Raw genomic sequence first — 19480 nt, forward strand, 5'->3', positions numbered from 1 at the left:
TCCTTGAGTTACAACACTTAAGATTTAGTAAAGGTCCAGCTCTCTTCTTTGTAACCGAAAATTTTCGTTTTAAAACCAAGTACAGAACGATCCGTGGAAAAAGAGGCATGCCATAAAAAAACCATCCCACCAGAGCTAGCTCCAGTGAAGGATGGTTTCCTAACGATATTCAAATGGTTATGATTGATGAACTAATAATGACCAGTGAGTTATTTGCGAGTTACCGTGTAGCCACGATCCTGCAGAAGCTTCACGATGCCGTCTTCACCTGCATAATGAGCTGCCCCTACGACGATAAAGTAATCTGCTTCATCTTCTGCAGTTAAATATCCTTCAATTTTGTCCGCCATTTTCAAATTACGGTCCACGAGCATGCCCTTATAGTATTCTTCATTCGTCTTCATGCTATTGGTAATCTCGAGCAGTGCCTCTTCGTCACCTAGCTTCCACATTTCCGCCATTTGATCGACAGAATCATCGACCAGATGGAAGTTATCTAGAACAGATTTCAAATTAGTCTCTTGCAGCTCACCTGAGAATCCGCTTAACAGCTTCAGCTGGGACTGATAGGTTTCAAGCTCGATGATAGGCATTTTGCGTTCAATGGCTTTTTGCAGGAAATGCAGATCAATGCCGATCTCCCCTTGGTACCCGGCTTCCATGGATTTAAGCTGTGACATCGTTATTTCAACGACCCATGGCTTATAGCCGTCTAACGCATCTTTCTCCAGCCCGTTCTCAACAAGGATTTCGCCAAGCTGCTCATAGGTTTCACTTGAAATATGATCCTTAAGTGTCGTTCCGTCCTGATACATTCCAAGATCCAGCATCATTTTCTGCATAGTTTCATCCTGTGCCTGTGTCAGGTCAATCTCTACTCCCAGATACTCTGAATCCTCGAATGCAATTTCATACGATGGGTCTAACGGATAGAAGCTGTCATCAGCAATATGCATCGAACCTACGAGGTAGACCGTATTATCACCATTGCTTACCTCCCACAAGAAGCCCTTGCCTCCTGTCGTTAGAATGATCGTACGGGTTGCAGGATCCCATTCTACCTTGTAGCCGATCTGCTCACTAACCACGCGTACAGGAACATATGTTGTACCATTCACAATCTTGGTCTTCGCATTTACCGTGATCTGTTCATTGTCCACAAGTACGGTGATTGTTCCTGACTTATCGGATTGAACGAATGTTGCATTAAGTGCTTTGAGCAGATCTCCCTGAGGTGCATATGTAATTCCTTTTTCAATCAATGGCAGTCTGCTCGTAAAATCAATCTCATGTCCATTCACTTCAATATCCGTGTCAGGTGCAGCTGCAGCTGCAGGAACGACGGGAAGCACCAGCATGCTTGCGGATAAAAATAAGGCAATAGTGGATGATTTTCTCTTTCTCTTCATTGTTGTCTCTCCTCCGAATTCATATCAAATGTATGTATTGCTTCAACCTACTTGATAAAGCACTTGTTAAAAGAATTGACTGTGCATATCAATATACACACTATACACTCTGATATTGGAATTCGTCAACCATATTCTGGATTTTTGATCTTAATAGATTCAGATGAATAAAAAAAGAAGCACAGATCTACTTCTGCGCTCCCTTTATTTTAAGTGACTTATACATCTTCTCTTGTATTCACAATGTTCTGACGAAGAAGTTGTATTAACTCGAACAACGCTTCCTGCTGCGCTGGATGGATTCCCTCCATAATACGGTGCTCTAAGGCTGTTATTTGCTGTCTGCACTCCAGATAGATGGCTTCACCAGATTCAGTGAGCTCAATTATTTTCTCCCGCTTGTCTTTACCCGGGATCTGACGGACAATGTCGAGCTCCTGTAGTCGATTCACTCTTCTAGTGATCGTCGGTTTCTCCACCTGATAGTATGCTGAAATAGCGATGAGTGTGTCAGGTCCATTGTTTTTCAAATAATAGATTACCTGCCATAAAGAATACGACAGCTCATAAGTGCTCATCAAATCATTGAGCTTCGTAATAATAGGCCGATATAGACCAAGGTAACGCTGAAAAAATCCTTCCATAATTCTCACTCCTGCATCGTTTTTATATCCTAATCTAAAGCTTGGCTCTGTTAAATTCCTGGTCGAACTTCATCATACACAGCTGGTGCAGGAGCGTCATATGATTCTTCTCTGATCGAATCCAGCCTACCTGCATAGAAGGAGTTTCAATAGGCTTGATTTCAATTAAAACGTACTGATCTGATAACCATTTCCGCTGACCAAAGAAAGAAAAATCATGACCAATCGTGACCGCCATATTTTCCTCGAGCGCCGTTCTAATCGCCTCCCCATTATTGGTTTGGAATAGAATAGGCAGTTCACCATAATTGGCCTGATGATCTGCGAGAAAATCGTCAACAAAAACGTCGTTGAACAGGGCAAATGGATATTTAACCAAATCTTTGGGGTGAATCGATTTATGCTTTGCGATCTCTGAATTTTTGTTTGCACAAATGACAAATTTACCTTGAACGATCGGTTCAAATACAAGTCCTGCAAGCTGTTCGATGTCCTTCTTATACATCGCGATTAGACCCAGCCCGATACGATTCAGCTTGATATCGTCCATTATGAGGTTTGAGGTATTCTCTTCAATATTAATTTGAACCAAGGGATAATCTTGTTTAATTGCCGCAAGACAGCGGACCAGTACAGGCATCACACCGGGGAAGGCAGCGACATTCAGCTCACCACGGATGCGATTACTCTCGAAGCGGGACAGCTCTTTGATTTCGTCAATGGTCTGAATCGCCTCCATCGCTTTGTCCAGTATCCTTCTGCCTTCCACTGTAATTTCAGCTCCCGCATATGAACGCTTAAATAGAGTCAGTCCAAGCTCCTCCTCTAATTTGGAGACGGACTGAGACAGTGCCGATTGAGTGATATGCAGCTGATGGGCAGCAGCCGAGAAGGAACCCGATTTGGCGATTTCAACGATATATTCTAGCTGCTCAATATTCATCTAATGCTCCTTTACTATTAGCTATACTAATAGGGTTATTACAAACATTAATTATATCTTATTATGTAACTCCAAGTATAATCAAATTGTAATCGTTATCAATACTTATGATGGTTAAGGGGATGACTCATATGAAAGCAGCTTTATTCTATGATATTAAAGATGTTCGCTTAGAAGAGAGAGAAATTCCTGCAACACCTGCAGGTAAGGTTAAAGTCAAAGTGAAGTTTGCAGGTATATGCGGCAGTGATCTTCATGCTTATCACCATGGGATTGGAGTTCAGACAGGTACTCCTCACCCGATATCCGGTGCAATGGCTCCGCTTACGCTGGGTCATGAATTCTCTGGAGTGATTGAGGAAATCGGTGCAGAAGTCACAGGTTATAACGTCGGGGATCGAGTAGCGATCGAGCCGCTGATTTATTGTGGCGAATGTGAGAATTGCAGAAAAGGAAACTACAATCAGTGTAATCAATTCGGATTTATCGGCCTAAATGCGGATGGAGGGTTCGCTGAATATGTAATCGTCGAGCCTTACATGCTTCATAAGCTGAACGATCAAGTATCATTCGAGGAAGGTGCGCTCGTTGAGCCAACGGCAGTCGCTCTACATGCAGTACGTCAAAGCAAGCTGAAGGTAGGTAATAATGTCGCTGTATTCGGAGCTGGACCCATTGGACTCCTTACGATCTTGTCTGCCAAATCCGCAGGAGCTGCGCGAATCTATGCTATCGACGTATCCGATGAACGTTTGGAGCTCGCTGCCTCTATAGGCGCAGTACCGATTAACAGCTTAAAGGACAATCCGGTAGATATCATCAATGATGCAGGAGGGGTTGAAGTTGCTTATGAAGCAGCTGGTGTTCAACCGACCTTCAACAGTGCCCTATCCGTTGTCAAAAAGGGCGGCGAGGTCATGGTCATCGCTGCATTCGCGCAGGATCCGACTGTAGATATGATGCAGCTCATGACTAAGGAGGCAAATATCACGTCTATCCTTGCCTATCGTCATATCTTCCCTGAAGTGATCTCCCTCATTGCTGAAGGAAAACTGGATGTGAAGCAAGTCATCACGAAGAAGATTACACTGGATCAGATCATTGAGGATGGACTTGAGCTATTGGTGAGAGACAAGAGCCAGGCCAAAATATTGGTCGAAATTGTGTAATCCAGTTGTCAATTGTTATTCTAGATTCGAAGACCCTCCGTACAAATATGCGAAGGGTCTTCTTTGTTTTTGGTTTATCTCCATGCGCTGATCCGTTCTGTCACAAGCCATTTGCAGGATTGAGCACGACCAGAGAGCCGCTAAGAATGCCAACCGGTAATTCGGCACCAGGCGGTTGCTGCTCTTTGAAGCTTGCGTAGAAAATGGCATATTCGACCATACTTATTATACAGAAAAAATGTAGTGAAGGAGGATGACAACATGCCCATGTGGCTTCTATATTCCATATTGTCTGCTATTACCGCTGCCCTTGTTGCGATCTTTGGCAAGATGGGATTAGAGAACATCGATTCTAATTCAGCCACCGCCATTCGTTCCGTCATCATGGCATTATTTTTAATCGGTGTTATTGCTGTACAAGGTAAATTTGCTGAAGTTGGTGAAATACTGACACAGAAAAAAGCACTGAGCTTCATCGTTCTTAGTGGAGTGGCTGGAGCGTTATCCTGGTTGTTTTATTTTCTGGCTCTCAAGTACGGCAAGGTGTCCCAGGTTAGTCCAATTGATAAATTTAGCGTTGTGATTGCAGTCATTCTTGCGGTTGTCTTTTTGGGTGAAAAAATATCTTGGCTAAATGGTATAGGGGTCGCACTCATCGCTCTTGGGGCTATTCTTGTTGCAATCAAGTAAATTCAGGGCAGGACACATCCACCAATTCTGCGCTTTAGGCTCACAGAATAGGCAGGCGCATCACACTTAAATGATGGCTTGACTATATACTGTAGTATGATCGCAATTCGGTGTATGGATTAAATCCTAACTTGGAGGTGTAGAGCATGGCTGCATTGGCGGAGCTGAAAGCGAGGTCTGCAACTTACCTCGTCGGGTTACTGCCTGCTGTGAAGCTTGCAGCGGAGAAGCTGATTGAGCGATGCTATTCAGAAGGTGTGGAAATACGACTTACGGCAGGCTATAGAAGTGCGGCTGAGCAGCAGCGTCTGTATGAGCAAGGCAGAACGAAACCAGGCCCGATCGTCACGAATGCTAAGCCCGGCCAATCCAATCATAACTACGGACTTGCCATTGATTTTGTTCTCGTACAGAGCGGCTACAGTATGAGCGCGGATGATGATCATGATGGTATAGCTGACTGGGCGGAGGTCGTTGCTCAAGCGAAGCTGCTCGGGTTCAGCTGGGGCGGCGACTGGATTACATTTAAAGACTATCCTCACTTCGAGATGATGTTTGGGCTCAGCCTTTCTCAGCTGCAGGCAGGAATAAGGCCGACATGGCAGCAGCAGCAAGCTGTGATAAACCGAATTCAGGGAATGGAGGAATCAGAAGAGATGTCAAAAGTGGAGGAGCTTCTTCAGAAGGACAAAGAAAAGTCAGCGATTATATCTGCGCTTGAACAGCGAATCATTGCACTTGAGCGGAGAGTAAATATATCCTTAAACCAAACGCCTCCGGATGCTTATCACGCAGCACTGCAGGCAGCCAAGGCTGCAGGCGTGATGAGCACATCCAATGACAAAGATCTCTCAGGTCTCAAGACAATTCAAATCCTATACAACATGGGGCTGTTTGAGCCGGAGTTTACCCGATTCATTCAGAGCTTAAAGCAAGCAGGAGAGTAACAATGGCCATCATACCAAGGCACTTCATCATCTTAATCATGCATAATATGAGCTCTTATTCAAAAAAAAGTAAGCAGTGGAGAACGATATTCTCCACTGCTATTATGCTTCATTACAGTATCTTGGACACATGCTGTGCTTTAAGGTCTAATTGCTCGGAGGATTGAGATAGGGTGCTAAATTCATCCATCGTCACTTGAAGCTGCTGCCGGCTCTGATCTATGTATTCCTGTACTGCTCTGGTTCCATTGGATATATTCATAATTTCATTGGACATTCCTCTAATACTGTCGCGTATTTCGTAGATCGAATCCTGCACCATTAACGACAGATTCTTCACTTCCTTGGCGACGACATCAAATCCTCTGCCGTATTCCCCTGCATGTGCTGCCTCGATCGCTGCGTTAAGGGCAAGAAGCTGTGTCTGTGAGGCGATATCCCGAATCGTTTGAACGATCCCTTGCACCGCATGCGATTGCTGCTTCAGTTGATCCAGTATTTTTAAATTGTCATTTGAGACTTCATCTACCGAAGAAATGCTATTCAGTAGCTCCGAGCTTCTATTTATACCGTGTGCAGCTCTAGCATTCAAGCTGGAGGACATGTCTTGCAGCTCCTCAACGAGTTGAACTATCTCATTTTGCCGGTTCGTAATGTTGGTCGCTATTTTGTACACCCCGATGATATTATCTCCTTCATCATAGATAGGCATATAGGTAGCCTCGAGCCATACCGTGTTATTCTGTGCGTCCTTCCTCTCAATCTTGTCTTGGAAGCGATGTCCGTTCAGAATACTAGCCCAGAACGATTCATACTCCGGACTAGATGCGAAGGAAGAAAAGCAGAACTCATGATGATACATCCCATAGATTTGATCTATAGCATAACCCATCGTTTCGGCAAAACGTTCGTTAACGTAGATGACCCGTCTCTCTAGGTTGAACCCGATGATAGCTAGATTCTGGTTAAAAGCCCGGAGCACCGCCGATGGATCAACAGCACGAATGGGATCCGATTGTATGTTCATTAATGATAAAGCCTCCGTGTATTAATAATATGGCCTCAAAAATAGGATGGAAACCATAAATAGGTATGGAGTTAACCCAATTTAAGAGAATAGTCCTATTACTAATATACTACCGAGCGAAATGTTTGAATCACATTTTGTCGAAATATTTGTTGATTTTATTAAATAGAAGATCGATTCTCTCGATAATCACTTGGAGTTAAGCCATAATGCTTCTTGAACAGTCTGCTGAAATACTTCACATCCTCATAGCCGATTAACAGGGCAATTTCGCTAAGTTTGGCAGGTGATACGGATAACAGCTCTTCTGCTTTTTTCATTCTTAGTTCCGTGACAAATTCAACAAAGGATCTTCCCGTCACCTTCTTAAACAGCTCACTAAGATGACCAGGATGCAGATGCAGATGATTCGCTACATGCTGAAGATTCACCTCTCTCAGTGAGACTGATTCCATGAAAGCTTTCGCTCGATCCACATGTGATTCTGGGCCTTGACTGACTTGAGTATGGTAGCTGGACATAATCGCATGAAGATAGCGGAACAACGCTCCTTCCGGAATGAATCCATTCCCATCTGCATTTAAGCTGGACTCGATATGGATCTCCCCGTCGGAGCCGAGCATTCGAAAGGTCCTGTCCATCCATCGATGTGCCGCAGCAGCGGCAGAACGTAAACAAGCTATTGTCGTTTCGAAAGTCCCTTCCGGTTCCATGATCAAATTCTCATATAACTGTGAGGTCCATGCTTTTAGAGCGACAGGATCGTTGTCTAGTAGAATGACACCCAGCTGGTTCTCTTCTACTGGACTGATAATGTTTTTTCCGCCTCTCCGTTGTTCTATGTCGGTGTAATTGATTATCTTATCCGGCAGGAGAGGAAAATACCGCAAAGCACAGACAGCTTTTTCATAGCTTACATGTGCATTTTCTAGGTCAGCTACAGAGCTTCCCGCTGCCAATCGTATCGAGCATTTGAGCAAGCTCTCTGCTCGTTCAAGCAGTCTTGACCATGTTCCGTACCGAGGCAAATTTTGACCATCATAAGCAGGGGCAAGGCAGACCAAGACTTGTTGATGAATCACGTAAATACAGCCAGGTAGAAGATCTTGAAGTAAATTTCGAAGGGCAAATAATAGAAGTCTTGATGAGTAGTTTGGTCCGTTCCATCCGCTGGCTTCCCATATAAGCACCTTACAGCCTGAACTGAAATGATTAATTGTCTTGTCCCCAGACAAACCGCTTGCTAAGAACTCGATCGTTCCTTCTGTCACTTCCCCATGAACAATCCACTTTACACATTCTCGTTCGAATTCCTCACGGGCCTGCAGTACATCCCTTCCCTTCTCAGCCCAGCGTTCCGTAATCCGGCGTTTAGCCTCAAGAACGGTGCGGATGATATCTTCAGGAGGACTTGTTTTGAGCAGATAATCCGTTACTCCCTGCCGAATGGCGGTTTGAGCATACGAAAAATCATCATACCCAGACAAGATAATCACTTCCAGGTCAGGCAGAATCGTTTTCGCTCGTTCACATAGCTGAAGTCCAGAGATTCCATTCATTCGTATATCGGTCATTAGAATACTCGGACACTCTTGTTCGATTCGCTGAAGAGCTTCTTCTCCAGAAGCAGCAGGCTGAAGCAGCTCGAGACCAAGCTCACACCAGGATATAACTCGGGCTAATCCCTCTCTGATAATTTCTTCATCGTCAACAATGAGTACTCTCATATCGTCTCCTCCATAATCGGCAGGGTAAAAGCAATTCGGGTTCCTCCGCCTTCCCTGCTGTCTATTTCGAGATGAGCTTCTGGACCGTAATGCAGTAGAAGACGCTCGTTCACATTTCTGAGTCCGTAGCTGCCTTCCTTCACATGATCATGTAACGATTCGTCCCTATTTGCAGTTGCTTCTATCATTGTGCGGACGTCTTCTAAACGATGCATTGACATACCAGCGCCGTCATCTAAGATTAGAAAGCTCATCCGATGCTGCTCTTTCCGAACCATGATCAGGATTGAGCCCGGTCCGTCCTTCTTGTTCAGGCCGTGAATCATTGCATTTTCGATCAATGGCTGCAGGAGCAGCTTAAGCATCCATTTATTCTCAAGCTCTGGATCAACCATATATTCGATCTTAAATTTGTCAGGATAACGAATATTCTGCACTCGGACATATTGACGGATGTGGTCTATTTCTTGGGAGACAGGGCAATACTCCTTCCCATGATTCAAGCTTAAACGTAAAAATTGGCTCAGCCCCTCTACCATATCAGCGATTCTCTTCTCTTTGGCCATCAGTGAAATCCAGTGAATGGATGCTAACGTATTATATAAAAAATGAGGATTGATCTGCGCTTGAAGCGCATGCATATCGGCTTCTTTTTTACGCGCTTCCTCACGGATCAGGTCCTGTTTCAGCTGCTCAATATGTGCTCCGAGCAGGTTATAGCTCTGTCCGAGCTTACCAATCTCATCTTCGGTTGTAACTGTGAAATGGGGGAGCGGCTCGTGAGGATTAATCCTATACAAATGACGTGTAAGAAGCAGCAACGGTCGTGTAATTCTACGTACGGTTGCCCAGACTAAGCACGCGCTGATCAGAACCGATATAGCAACCGCAACAGCGGTAATAGTTAAGATGTAACGGTTCTCCTCACGATATTGATCATAAGGAATAGAGCCGATCAATGTCCATCCCGTAGAAGGCTCGCGTACGTACATGAACGTCTTCTTCTCTTGCTTCTCTCCGTACACTGCCGACCCATTTGCTCCTTGATCCAGCAACGCTAGAAGTCCTGGATATTGATCTTCGATTCGCATTCCTAATCGGGTCTTGTCAGGTGAAGATAGGATCACCCCGTTGGGATCAATAAGTTCGATTCTACCGTTGCCACTCGCGAACTCTTTTTCAGCAAGCTGATGAGAAATTTCTTTCTCACTCAAGCTGATGGACAGCCATCCAAGATGCTTATAATCATGAATACTTCGAATGGGCCTGGTCAGCGTCATTACATACTGCTCTCCGGCATAGTTCAAAATTCGATATACAGGAGACCAATGCTTTTCCCGAATTTCGGTCAATACTCCCTCAGGTATATCCGCTTCATACCAGTTTGCTGTCGTCAAATCAGCAGAGAATTGTTCGGGCTGAATCACAATACTTGCGATATAGGATTTGGAGGCGGCAAGATTGGTCATTCTGCCAATAATCTCCTGCCTCTCTTCTTCTTGCTCCTCATCCTGCACCAGATAATCTTGGATATCTCGCTCACCAATTAAATAGATGGACAAGTTGTCTACGTCCTGGAGCATAAAATGCAAGTTTGCTTCCAGTTGTTTTAAATAATCTATCCCCGACAGCGTCGCCTTTTCTTCCGATATGCGAGCCGCTGTATCAAAGGCAAATAAACCAAGCACCACGAGGGGTACAATGATCGAACCAGCAATGAGCACGGACAGCTTGCGCTGCAATGATGATCGTAGCCAGCTCCTCAAGAGATCCCCCTCCTTCATGATGTGGTTATGGTATTAGTATCCGTTAACCCTTGACTGCTCCGGCTGTCATTCCTTTCATCATCTGCTCCTGAAACAGCAGGTAGAGAAGAACCGTTGGAATAATAGACAACGTCATCGCAGCCAGCGTAAGTCCATAATCGGTCTGATAACCGTCGGCAAAATTAGCGATGGCTAATGGCAGTGTTTTGAGCTCTGTTTTATTAATGAACACCAAGGCAAATGAGAAATCATTCCATGCATGTAAAAAGCTAAGGATCGTTACGGTAGACAGAGCGGGCAGTGACATCGGAAGCATGATGCGGAAGAATAACCCCCACAGCCCTGTACCATCCATAAACGCGGCCTCTTCGATATCACGAGGGATACTGGTCAAATATGCAGTAAGTATAAAGATGGCTGTTGGCAGGGCAAAAGCAGTGTAGGGCAGGATTAGAGCCCAGTAAGTATTTAATAGAAACATCTGCTTCATTAGAATAAACAAAGGAACCAATGTGCTGTGTATAGGAATCAGCATGCCGATAACAAAAAATGCAAGCATAATCCCCTTCCATCGAAAGGCAAACCGGGCAAGCACAAAGGAGGCAAGAGCGGATATAAATAAGGTGAGTGCCAAGGAACCTATCGATACAATCATCGAATTGTTAAAGGCATTTCCAAGATTTGCGCTCTCCCAGGCCACAGTGAAATTTTCCCATTTCCAGACTTCCGGTAATCCAAAGGGTCTGTTATAGAAATCCTCATTGGTCTTGAAGGCACTCGTAACAAGCCATACAAAAGGATACAATGTCACAATTCCATAGAGTAAAAGCACGAACCAAAACAACGCTCTTCCTATCCGACGAAACAAAGTGGAAGCTTGGGAAACGGCAGGTCTTGCACCTGCAATGTTTGGCTGCATGTGTATGCCTCCCTTCAATTCTATTGGCATGAATTTAATTTGCAAATGTATTTTGGCCTATAATCAACTCTGAAAAATGCAAATTACACCGATGACTCTTTTTTTCTCGAAGCGATCCACTGACTTGTTCCAATCAATAAGAGACTGATCAGTACGATCGTAGTCGAAATGGCACTTCCGAACCCATATCGATAGGTCGTAAAAGTGGAGTTATACATATAGGTTGCCAGTAATTCTGTGGTATGTGCAGGTCCGCCTTTTGTCATGATGTAGACAAGATCAAATGACTTCAAGCTGCCGGATATGCACAAGATGACGGCCACCTGCACGGTGTTTTTAATCATGGGCAGAGTAATGCTCCATATTTTTCGAATCCCTGTTACTCCGTCAATCTTAGCTGCATCATGAATTTCACCTGGGATGTTCTGAAGTGCTGAGACGAAGATGATTAAGTACAATCCGACAAAACTCCAGAGTAATGGAGGAACGAGCGAATAGATCGCGATGGCCGGATCTGACAGCCATTCCATCTTCCAATTCTCGAGATGTAGTGCATCCAGGAGAAAGTTCAAGATACCGATCTGAGGGTGATAGATATATTGCCAGATCATACCAATAACAACCGTAGACAAGACCATAGGTAAGAATACAGCTGAACGTAGAAACTTTTGCAAAAAGCTGCTCTTATGCAGCAGAACGGCCAAGACCAGCGCCAGCGGAATCTGTCCAAAAACAGAGGCAAGCACAAAGATAATGTTATTTTTCAGTGCCCGCCAAAAGATCGGGTCTTTAAAAATCTCTGCGTAATTCTGAACTCCGATATAGACCGCGTCCCCAATTCCTGACCAGTCAAAAAAACCATAGTACGCTGACCAAATGACCGGTACGAACACAAACAGAGCATAAAGAATTACAGCAGGAGCGAGTCCTATAACAATAAAGCGGCGATTTCGCAATGCATTCATGGCTTTGACACTCCCTTTAAATGAGAATACCCCTCCCCTATCGGGAAGGGGATTATTCTATTTTCCAACGGCTGCAGCCTGGGCATCCTGAATCTTACGGGCAACCTCTTCCGGATTGCCGTTCATCAACAGCTCTTGCAGGCTATTGTTGACCACTTCGGTTGCGGCTGAGCCAAACTTGGAATCATATACAGGCGTAATCTTGACATCCTGCATCAGTTCATACAGCTCTACAAAGAGTGGATGAGCCTTGCTTCGATCCAGTTCAACGTCATAGCTGACGAGCGTGCTGCTCTCAAGCGTTGCTTTTTGACCGTCTGGACCGGCTAATTCATAAAATAGCTCCATAGCTGCTTCTTTGCGTTCGCCAGTCAGCTTCTTGCTAACACCAAGACCCGTGCCGACGACTCCAGCGGTTACATTCTCCTGGCCCTTCCCTCCTTCGATTGGAGGCAGTATCGTGATATGGGTATTGTTCAGCACTTCTTCCGGTGCGTTATTCACCAGGTTAGCCAGGGCCCATCCGCCATTAATGACCATCGCTGCTTTTCCTTGAAAATAGAGCTGCATCATTTGCGTTTCATCGATGCTGTTAAAGCCATCCTGAAAAGCACCTGAGTCTCCAAGCTTCTTAAGCACATTCAAAGCTTCTACAAACGCTGGATCTGTAAATTTTGCACCGCTCTGCTCGATCGCCGATAAGAACCATTCTGTTCCTGTAATCCGGTCCGCAAGTGTGCTGAACAGTGTAGATTGGACAACCCAGTTAGCCTTATTACCGAGAGCAATGGGAATGACATCCTTCTCATTAAATGTCTGAATCGCGGATTCCAGTTCCGCCCAAGTGGTTGGGACCTTAACCCCGTGTTCTTTGAACAAGGCTTCGTTGTAATAGATAAAAGAGCTTGGCGCAAGGTTCATCGGTACAGAGTATATATTCCCATCCACGGTATAGCCGTCAAGCGCATTGGGAATGAACTTATCCTTCCACTCCGGATTTTGGTCAAGTTCTTCGTTAATAGGCTGTAACAGATCCCCTTTAACGAATTCCTTGGTCATGGCATCCGGCCACATGACGAAAAGATCAGGCATTTCATCAGCGGCAGCCACCGTACGGAGTCTTGTACGCAGCCCATCGGACGGCAGTCCTTCATCAATCACTTCAATGTTCGGGTGATCTGCTCTAAATTGCTCAATAATACCTCGCATCGCTACGGCCTTGGCATCCTGACCTGTCCAGTTGTGCCATATGGTGATGGACACCTTCTCTGAATCTTCGTTATTGCCGCTCGTTCCACTTCCTCCGCCGCATCCTGCAGCAATGACCGAGATAAGCAAGCACAAGCTAAGGACAATACTCCATTTCTTCATGTATGGCTAACCCCCTTAAATATGTTAAGTCTCATTCTAATAGAAGCGCTTACACCTGATAAGGAGAATAACATCGGTAAGAAGGTAGAAAAATAACGGATAAAAATAAACCGCGATGATCGCGGCTTATCGATAAACGATTCGTGTAGAATAGGGTTTGGCCAACTCACTCGGAAGAAGGTTTACATATGATTGAAATTGTCGTACTGCTCCTTGTCGGAGTATTGTCTTCATTATGCGGAGCGGTCGTTGGACTTGGCGGAGGATTTATCATTGTTCCTTTTCTTGCCTTCGCCTATGATATGCCTGTCTCGGAGATTGTCGGAACGTCTCTAGCTGTATTAGTGTTCGGATCACTATCCAGCACGATTGCTTATGTGAAGCAGAGAAGAATTGATATGAAGAGTGGCACATTATTCGCGGTCGCCATGATACCTGGTTCTGTTCTCGGTGCCTTTACAGCCAATATTGTGAGTAATCGTGGATTTTTCGTGGCACTGGGTGTTTTTCTACTATGCATGGCGATATTTCTACTGAAAAAACCGCAAAAATCACAAAATTCATTACTGAAGCCTACGGTTACTCGAGCATTCAGTGATGCGAGTGGAACAACACACACCTATTCATTTAATCTAAAGGCCGGCGTCTCCATTGCACTGGTTGTCGGATTCATATCCAGCTTCTTCGGCATCGGGGGAGGCTCTGTCATGGTACCGACGATGGTCATGCTGCTCTCGTTTCCAGCACATATCGCTGCCGCCACTTCCAGCTTATCGATCCTGATCTCTGCTACATCAGGAAGTATTGCGCATCTAGCCTTAGGACATATCGATTTCATGAAACTATTGTGGCTGGCAGCAGGTTCTCTCATCGGCAGTCAGCTTGGAGCGAGAATTGCATCGAAGCTCCCAGGAGGGGTGATCCTACGCTTCCTGTCAATAGCACTGATCTTCGTAGCGATTCGGTTAATGTTCAAGAGCTAACAGCAGGGCAGCTGAGTTACTATTTCGGCTGCCTTTTTCTGTGTATTATTCTTTTTGGTCTTTTCCCCATTTCTCCCCCCACTTCTCCATTTCCTTCAATGAGTCCAGAAAATCAATTCCTTTCTCTGTCAATGAATATTCGACCGATACAGGTACTGTCGGAAAAACCTCACGTTTAACGATACCGCTATCCTCTAAGCGCCTTAACACATCAGTGAGAGATTGCGTCTTAATGATTGCAGCATCCCGCTGTAGTTGATTAAATCGTTTAGCTCCATTGGATAACTTGGCAATGACCAGAAATGCCCACTTGGCTCCAAGAATCTGCAGTACTGAGCAGATATGATTAAACTCCAGCGCATCTAGTATTTCTTCGTGTGAGTTCATTCGGTTCATACACCCCTATCCTTACTTTAAGTTAGTTAATCAAATCATTTGGAATATATCCATTGATTTTGCCTTCTTACAATATGGTTAAGCCATACTTATAATACAAACACAAGGAGATCTCAAAGTGAGCTTATTAATGTCATGTGCTAGCCATGACCACTGCAATTCACTTTATTTATACGTAAAGGATGTTGAAAATGAATCGACTTACGTTATATCTGCTTACACTAGGCGTTTTTCTTACTGCTACATCGGAATTGGTCGTCTCTGGTGTACTCTATGCTATTGCTGATGATCTGAATATTACACTTGCTATAGCCGGCCAATTAATAACCGTGTATTCGCTCTCGTTTGCCATTGGAACACCGATCATTGTATCACTGACCTCTCGAATTGATCGTAAAAAAGTGCTGCTTGGTTCTCTAATGCTCTTCGTTATAGGAAGTCTGATCTCCTTCGTAAGCCTGAATATATGGATGCTTATGAGTTCACGGGTCATCTTGGGTGTTAGTTCTGGAGTCTATTTCGTGGCAGCAATGGGGACTGTGGCAAAGCAGCAATCTCCGGAAAAACTAGGGAGGACCATTGGTACAATCGTTCTTGGTTTTAGCATCTCAATGGTACTTGGTGTACCGATGGGGATTATGATATCAAACACACTCCATTGGCAAGCGATTTTCTTGATTCTCGCAATCACAAGTTTACTGGTATTTTTTCTCCTTGCGCGTTTGCTTCCCAGAGTTGAAGGGGATGCTCCGATCCCTGTCGCAAAGCAAATTAAGGTAGTGGGAAGTGTGGTCGTTATAAGCGCATTATTCTTAACATTTTTCAGGGAAAGCGGTAATTCGGTATTCTTCACTTACATCACTGCGTTTATTCAAGATATTTTCCACATCGACCCATCGGGAATTAGCCTGATTATGCTTACTTTTGGCATCTTGGGAGCGATTGGCTCCAAACTCGGAGGGTATGGGATTGACAGATATGGTCCAGCCATGGTGATTAAAATAAGTACACTACTTCATATCACGGTATTTATCTGCCTTCCACTTCTTTCAGGTGCTGCTTCTATAGGAGTTGTATTGATGGGTATCATGAGCCTTTCGATGTTTGCAGCAGGTCCGGCGGTTCAAAGTTATTTCATTCAGCATGCTCCCGGGTCTTCCAATCTAATTCTCAGTATAAACTCTTCGATCGTTCATCTGGGGATCGCTGCCGGAGCAGGAGCAGGTGGAGTTATGGCAAATATAACATCATCGCTGCAGTTTCATCCATGGTTGGGAGGTATCGTCCTCGTACTTGGTCTTGCAGCAGGGTATATCAGTTTTCATTCTAGCAAAAGAGTTGTGCATCGTTAAGGAAATCCTTTTAAATCAATAACTATGTATACAGGTTGGATATAAGCATACGGATGGGGAACTAATAGACAGACATCATACATCGTTCCTTAGATGTGACTGATATCCAACCTCTTTTATGTATTAAGTATAATTTAAATTTCATGACAAGTATTATATAACACGCGAATCAGTTCTTATTTGATTTATAGTTATTAAATACATACGAATTAATCTCATTCGATTTATTATCTTGATCTACCATCACAAGCTCAGATTCGATTTGTGCGTTTCTATGTATTGCCAATTGATTGATGATCAATGACTTTAGGACCTGCCTCTGAGGGTTCGCTATTTCTTGCAGTTCAGCTAAGTATAGCGGTTTTGCACCTGACAGTTTGATATGTTTAATGATTGCCTCTAATCGGAGGTCATCCCCAATATGAAGGAATATGGTATCCTTACTGTTTAGATCCAATGGTATTATGGAGGAGAACAAGATCTCACTCATACTTAAATTTTTGATTTCACATAGAAGTTGAGCTTCATCATAAGTCCCAATAACTGATACTTTATCGGAAGCTTCAATGGTACAGGTTAAATCATGTACAGGTAACAGAACATCCTTGCGACGCTGGAATATTCTCCTTTGAATTGGTGGAGGAAGAATACATAATAGGTGCTTACGATAGAAACCTATTGGATAGGTATCAAAAGTAATTAATCCTTCAGCATAAATGGTGATGCCCACGGATTCTCCTAAAGATATGGTCAAATTCTCATTCAATGCAATTTCAAACACATCTCCATCTATATAAGAAATACGCCCGCCGAATGTATTATCCCGAGCCCGAATCATGACCAGACTCTCCAATAGAACAAACTCACTGATCTTATCTACGATCATTGTTTTCCCTTCCTCTCGCGATCAGGACATAAAAAGCACACATTTACCAATTAGGTGAAATGCGTGCTCCTCATTGATTCTTTATATATCGGCAGATTGCCTCAATTCATGAAATGAATGCTGCGTTAAGTTCCACAAAAGGTTTGATATGCACAATCCTTCGGAGGCAGTATGGCATATTCCTCTTGTTCCTTAGAATAGGCATACGGATCAGCTAGAACCTCCAATAACTGCTCCATCACCGACAGATCCTCATCCTCCACAGCTGCTTCCAGCGCTTCCTCCACTCTGTGATTTCTAGGAATCACGGCAGGATTGCTTCTCTTCATTAAAGCTTGCGACTCAGCCTTGCTCTCTTCTTGCCGCTCTAGACGCTTCTGCCATTTGGAATGCCATTCCTTATACTCTTGCGTATCAAACATGACTTGACCAGCCAGCTGATTCAAAGTCAATGCACGGAACGTATTCGTATAATCCGCCTGATGCTCCTGCATCATATCCAACAGCTCGGCTATTAAAGCCTCATCTTCTGGTTCTTCATTAAATATACCGAGCTTGGATCGTAGACCCGACAGCCAGTTCTGATGAAATAAGCTGAAATATTCTGATAACGTCTCTTCGGCCATCTTCACAGCAGTATCTTCATCCTCGTGCAGGAGGGGCAGCAGCGTTTCTGCAAAACGTGCCAGGTTCCATCCTCCGATCTGAGGCTGGTTACCATATGCATAGCGGCCCTCGCGATCGATGGAACTGAATACGGTTGCCGTGTCATATGTATCCATAAAGGCACACGGACCATAATCGATCGTGATTCCGCTCAGCGCCATATTGTCGGTATTCATGACCCCATGAATAAAGCCGACCAGCTGCCATTTTGCGATGAGTGATGCTTGTTGTTCCACCACTTTCTTCAGGAGATTCAAATATCGTCCTTCATCCTGCTCTACATCAGCATAATGCCTAATTAATGTGTAATCAGCGAGTGCTCTTAGATCCTCGATACTTCCCCAATTTCTCACAAATTGAAAGGTTCCAACACGAAGATGACTATCTGCAACACGGGTGAGTACAGCGCCAGGCAGCACGCTCTCACGATATACGGGTTCACCGGTTGAGACAACGCCCAGACTGCGGGTTGTAGCTATTCCAAGTCCATGCATCGCCTCACTAATAATATATTCACGAAGCATCGGTCCGAGCGCTGCCCTGCCATCACCACCTCTGGAGAAAGGCGTTCTTCCCGCTCCTTTTAGCTGAATATCCAAACGTTCACCGTCTGGTGTCAATTGTTCTCCTAACAGAATGGCGCGGCCGTCTCCAAGCATGTTGAAGTGCCCGAATTGATGTCCAGCATACGCCTGAGCGATGGGTAAAGCTCCCTCGGGGATGATATTCCCTGCGAGAATGGCAGCGCCTTCCTCACTGTTTAACAAATCTGGATTCAATCCCAGTGACATTGCAAGCGGTTTGTTTAATATTACAATGCTTGGAGCTTTTACTTTAGAAGGTTCTGTAGGTTTATATAGCAGATTCGGCAGTCGGGAATAGCTCTGATCAAAGTTCCAGCCTGCATCCTTACTTGCATTCATATTTGTCATCATGTCTCCTATATTCTCATCAAAATGAAAACTCCACTTTTGTATTGTTTACGGCAAAGCCAAACTTATCCGCATTCACAACTCGTATTGATCTGCAATCGCAGCTTTAATGCTTAATCCTAAGTTTACCAAAAAATCTTGAGAAAGTCCTTTACATCCAAAAGTGATCGGTTGGCATCATCATTTTCAAATAGGAAAACCCATTAAATATTGACCGTATATTGTTCGCTCGGAATTTTCGTAAGGACAACATATAAGCTGGAATGGGAGCCTTCTCCATTTTGATAAGACATCATCTCTTCTCCATCGATATGAATCACATCACCCGATTTAACGAACAGATCTGAACCGTTACTTGTGATGACACCTTCTCCATCCAGCACCAAAATGTAGACGTGCGCATTCGGATGCTGATGAGCTGGCAGCTTTGCACCAGGACTGAAGTTCAGTAAGAAGATAACATTATCTTTCTCCTTGTGAATGATCCGTTTTGTAAATTTATGCTCCTGATATTCTTGATATTGCTTCAGGTTTGTTCTAATCAACTTCGCCACACTCCTCATATTAAGATAAGATCCGCTTTGATCCTGTAAGCTCTTGAATTGGTTTAATATTTTGCGTGAATTCGAGCGTCTAATGAATTAACCTCTTATGAATCTAATCTCAAATTATCATTAGCCAATAAGAT

Annotated in this window: 18 protein-coding genes; 5 read left to right on the forward strand and 13 right to left on the reverse strand. The window is 44.2% G+C overall.

The window, feature by feature from the left end:
• Positions 1-209: 209 nt before the first annotated feature.
• The 3 genes from BLW49_RS22470 to BLW49_RS22480 form a co-directional block, all read right to left on the reverse strand.
• Positions 210-1409, reverse strand: coding sequence for a TraB/GumN family protein (locus BLW49_RS22470; protein ID WP_090726973.1), 1200 nt, complete (start codon positions 1407-1409; stop codon positions 210-212).
• A gap of 218 nt (positions 1410-1627) precedes the next feature.
• A complete protein-coding gene (locus BLW49_RS22475; RefSeq protein ID WP_090726974.1) occupies positions 1628-2053 on the reverse strand; it encodes a MarR family winged helix-turn-helix transcriptional regulator in 426 nt (141 codons plus the stop codon).
• Between the two features lie 34 nt (positions 2054-2087).
• Positions 2088-2996, reverse strand: coding sequence for a LysR family transcriptional regulator (locus BLW49_RS22480; RefSeq protein ID WP_090726976.1), 909 nt, complete (start codon positions 2994-2996; stop codon positions 2088-2090).
• Between the two features lie 131 nt (positions 2997-3127).
• Here BLW49_RS22480 and BLW49_RS22485 point away from each other — a divergent pair, with 131 nt between their 5' ends.
• The 3 genes from BLW49_RS22485 to BLW49_RS22495 all read left to right on the forward strand — a co-directional run bounded on the left by BLW49_RS22485 (position 3128) and on the right by BLW49_RS22495 (position 5802).
• Positions 3128-4165, forward strand: coding sequence for a 2,3-butanediol dehydrogenase (locus BLW49_RS22485; protein WP_090726977.1), 1038 nt, complete (start codon positions 3128-3130; stop codon positions 4163-4165).
• Between the two features lie 261 nt (positions 4166-4426).
• Positions 4427-4855, forward strand: coding sequence for an EamA family transporter (locus BLW49_RS22490; protein ID WP_090726980.1), 429 nt, complete (start codon positions 4427-4429; stop codon positions 4853-4855).
• Between the two features lie 146 nt (positions 4856-5001).
• Positions 5002-5802 (forward strand): M15 family metallopeptidase, encoded by an 801-nt coding sequence (locus BLW49_RS22495; RefSeq protein WP_090726981.1) that lies wholly within the window; start codon positions 5002-5004, stop codon positions 5800-5802.
• A gap of 112 nt (positions 5803-5914) precedes the next feature.
• On the opposite strand, the gene BLW49_RS22500 is transcribed toward BLW49_RS22495, so the two are convergent.
• From BLW49_RS22500 to BLW49_RS22525, 6 genes are all read right to left on the reverse strand, one after another.
• Positions 5915-6829 (reverse strand): methyl-accepting chemotaxis protein, encoded by a 915-nt coding sequence (locus tag BLW49_RS22500; RefSeq protein WP_090726983.1) that lies wholly within the window; start codon positions 6827-6829, stop codon positions 5915-5917.
• A 161-nt stretch (positions 6830-6990) separates the two neighbouring features.
• Positions 6991-8556, reverse strand: a complete 1566-nt coding sequence (locus BLW49_RS22505) for a helix-turn-helix domain-containing protein (protein WP_090726985.1) — start codon at positions 8554-8556, stop codon at positions 6991-6993.
• Positions 8553-10322, reverse strand: coding sequence for a cache domain-containing sensor histidine kinase (locus tag BLW49_RS22510; RefSeq protein WP_256209904.1), 1770 nt, complete (start codon positions 10320-10322; stop codon positions 8553-8555). The genes BLW49_RS22505 and BLW49_RS22510 overlap by 4 nt, the downstream gene beginning before the upstream one ends.
• 43 nt (positions 10323-10365) lie before the next feature.
• Complete coding sequence (locus BLW49_RS22515) at positions 10366-11241, reverse strand: carbohydrate ABC transporter permease (RefSeq protein ID WP_090726988.1); 876 nt, start codon at positions 11239-11241, stop codon at positions 10366-10368.
• Positions 11242-11324: 83 nt separating this feature from the next.
• On the reverse strand, positions 11325-12206 hold the full coding sequence (locus BLW49_RS22520; protein WP_090726990.1) for a carbohydrate ABC transporter permease: 882 nt from the start codon (positions 12204-12206) through the stop codon (positions 11325-11327).
• A gap of 57 nt (positions 12207-12263) precedes the next feature.
• Positions 12264-13577 carry an extracellular solute-binding protein gene (locus BLW49_RS22525; protein WP_090726991.1) on the reverse strand — a complete coding sequence of 438 codons (1314 nt, stop codon included), beginning with the start codon at positions 13575-13577 and terminating at the stop codon, positions 12264-12266.
• Positions 13578-13765: 188 nt separating this feature from the next.
• Here BLW49_RS22525 and BLW49_RS22530 point away from each other — a divergent pair, with 188 nt between their 5' ends.
• A complete protein-coding gene (locus BLW49_RS22530; RefSeq protein WP_076315244.1) occupies positions 13766-14560 on the forward strand; it encodes a sulfite exporter TauE/SafE family protein in 795 nt (264 codons plus the stop codon).
• 45 nt (positions 14561-14605) lie between these two features.
• On the opposite strand, the gene BLW49_RS22535 is transcribed toward BLW49_RS22530, so the two are convergent.
• Positions 14606-14956, reverse strand: coding sequence for a winged helix-turn-helix transcriptional regulator (locus BLW49_RS22535; protein ID WP_371264610.1), 351 nt, complete (start codon positions 14954-14956; stop codon positions 14606-14608).
• 191 nt (positions 14957-15147) lie between these two features.
• On the opposite strand from BLW49_RS22535, the gene BLW49_RS22540 reads away from it, so the two are divergent.
• Positions 15148-16308 carry an MFS transporter gene (locus BLW49_RS22540; RefSeq protein WP_090726995.1) on the forward strand — a complete coding sequence of 387 codons (1161 nt, stop codon included), beginning with the start codon at positions 15148-15150 and terminating at the stop codon, positions 16306-16308.
• A gap of 169 nt (positions 16309-16477) precedes the next feature.
• On the opposite strand, the gene BLW49_RS22545 is transcribed toward BLW49_RS22540, so the two are convergent.
• The 3 genes from BLW49_RS22545 to BLW49_RS22555 form a co-directional block, all read right to left on the reverse strand.
• Entirely contained in the window at positions 16478-17194 is a 717-nt protein-coding gene (locus BLW49_RS22545; RefSeq protein WP_090726996.1) for a hypothetical protein, read from the reverse strand.
• Between the two features lie 125 nt (positions 17195-17319).
• Positions 17320-18792 carry a protein adenylyltransferase SelO gene (locus tag BLW49_RS22550; protein WP_090726998.1) on the reverse strand — a complete coding sequence of 491 codons (1473 nt, stop codon included), beginning with the start codon at positions 18790-18792 and terminating at the stop codon, positions 17320-17322.
• A 203-nt stretch (positions 18793-18995) separates the two neighbouring features.
• The gene (locus BLW49_RS22555) at positions 18996-19337 is read right to left on the reverse strand and encodes a cupin domain-containing protein (protein ID WP_090727000.1); all 342 of its coding nucleotides are present in this window, start codon (positions 19335-19337) and stop codon (positions 18996-18998) included.
• Positions 19338-19480: the final 143 nt, after the last annotated feature.

Source organism: Paenibacillus sp. PDC88 (assembly GCF_900106725.1).
Classification (GTDB): Bacteria; Bacillota; Bacilli; order Paenibacillales; family Paenibacillaceae; genus Paenibacillus; species Paenibacillus shunpengii.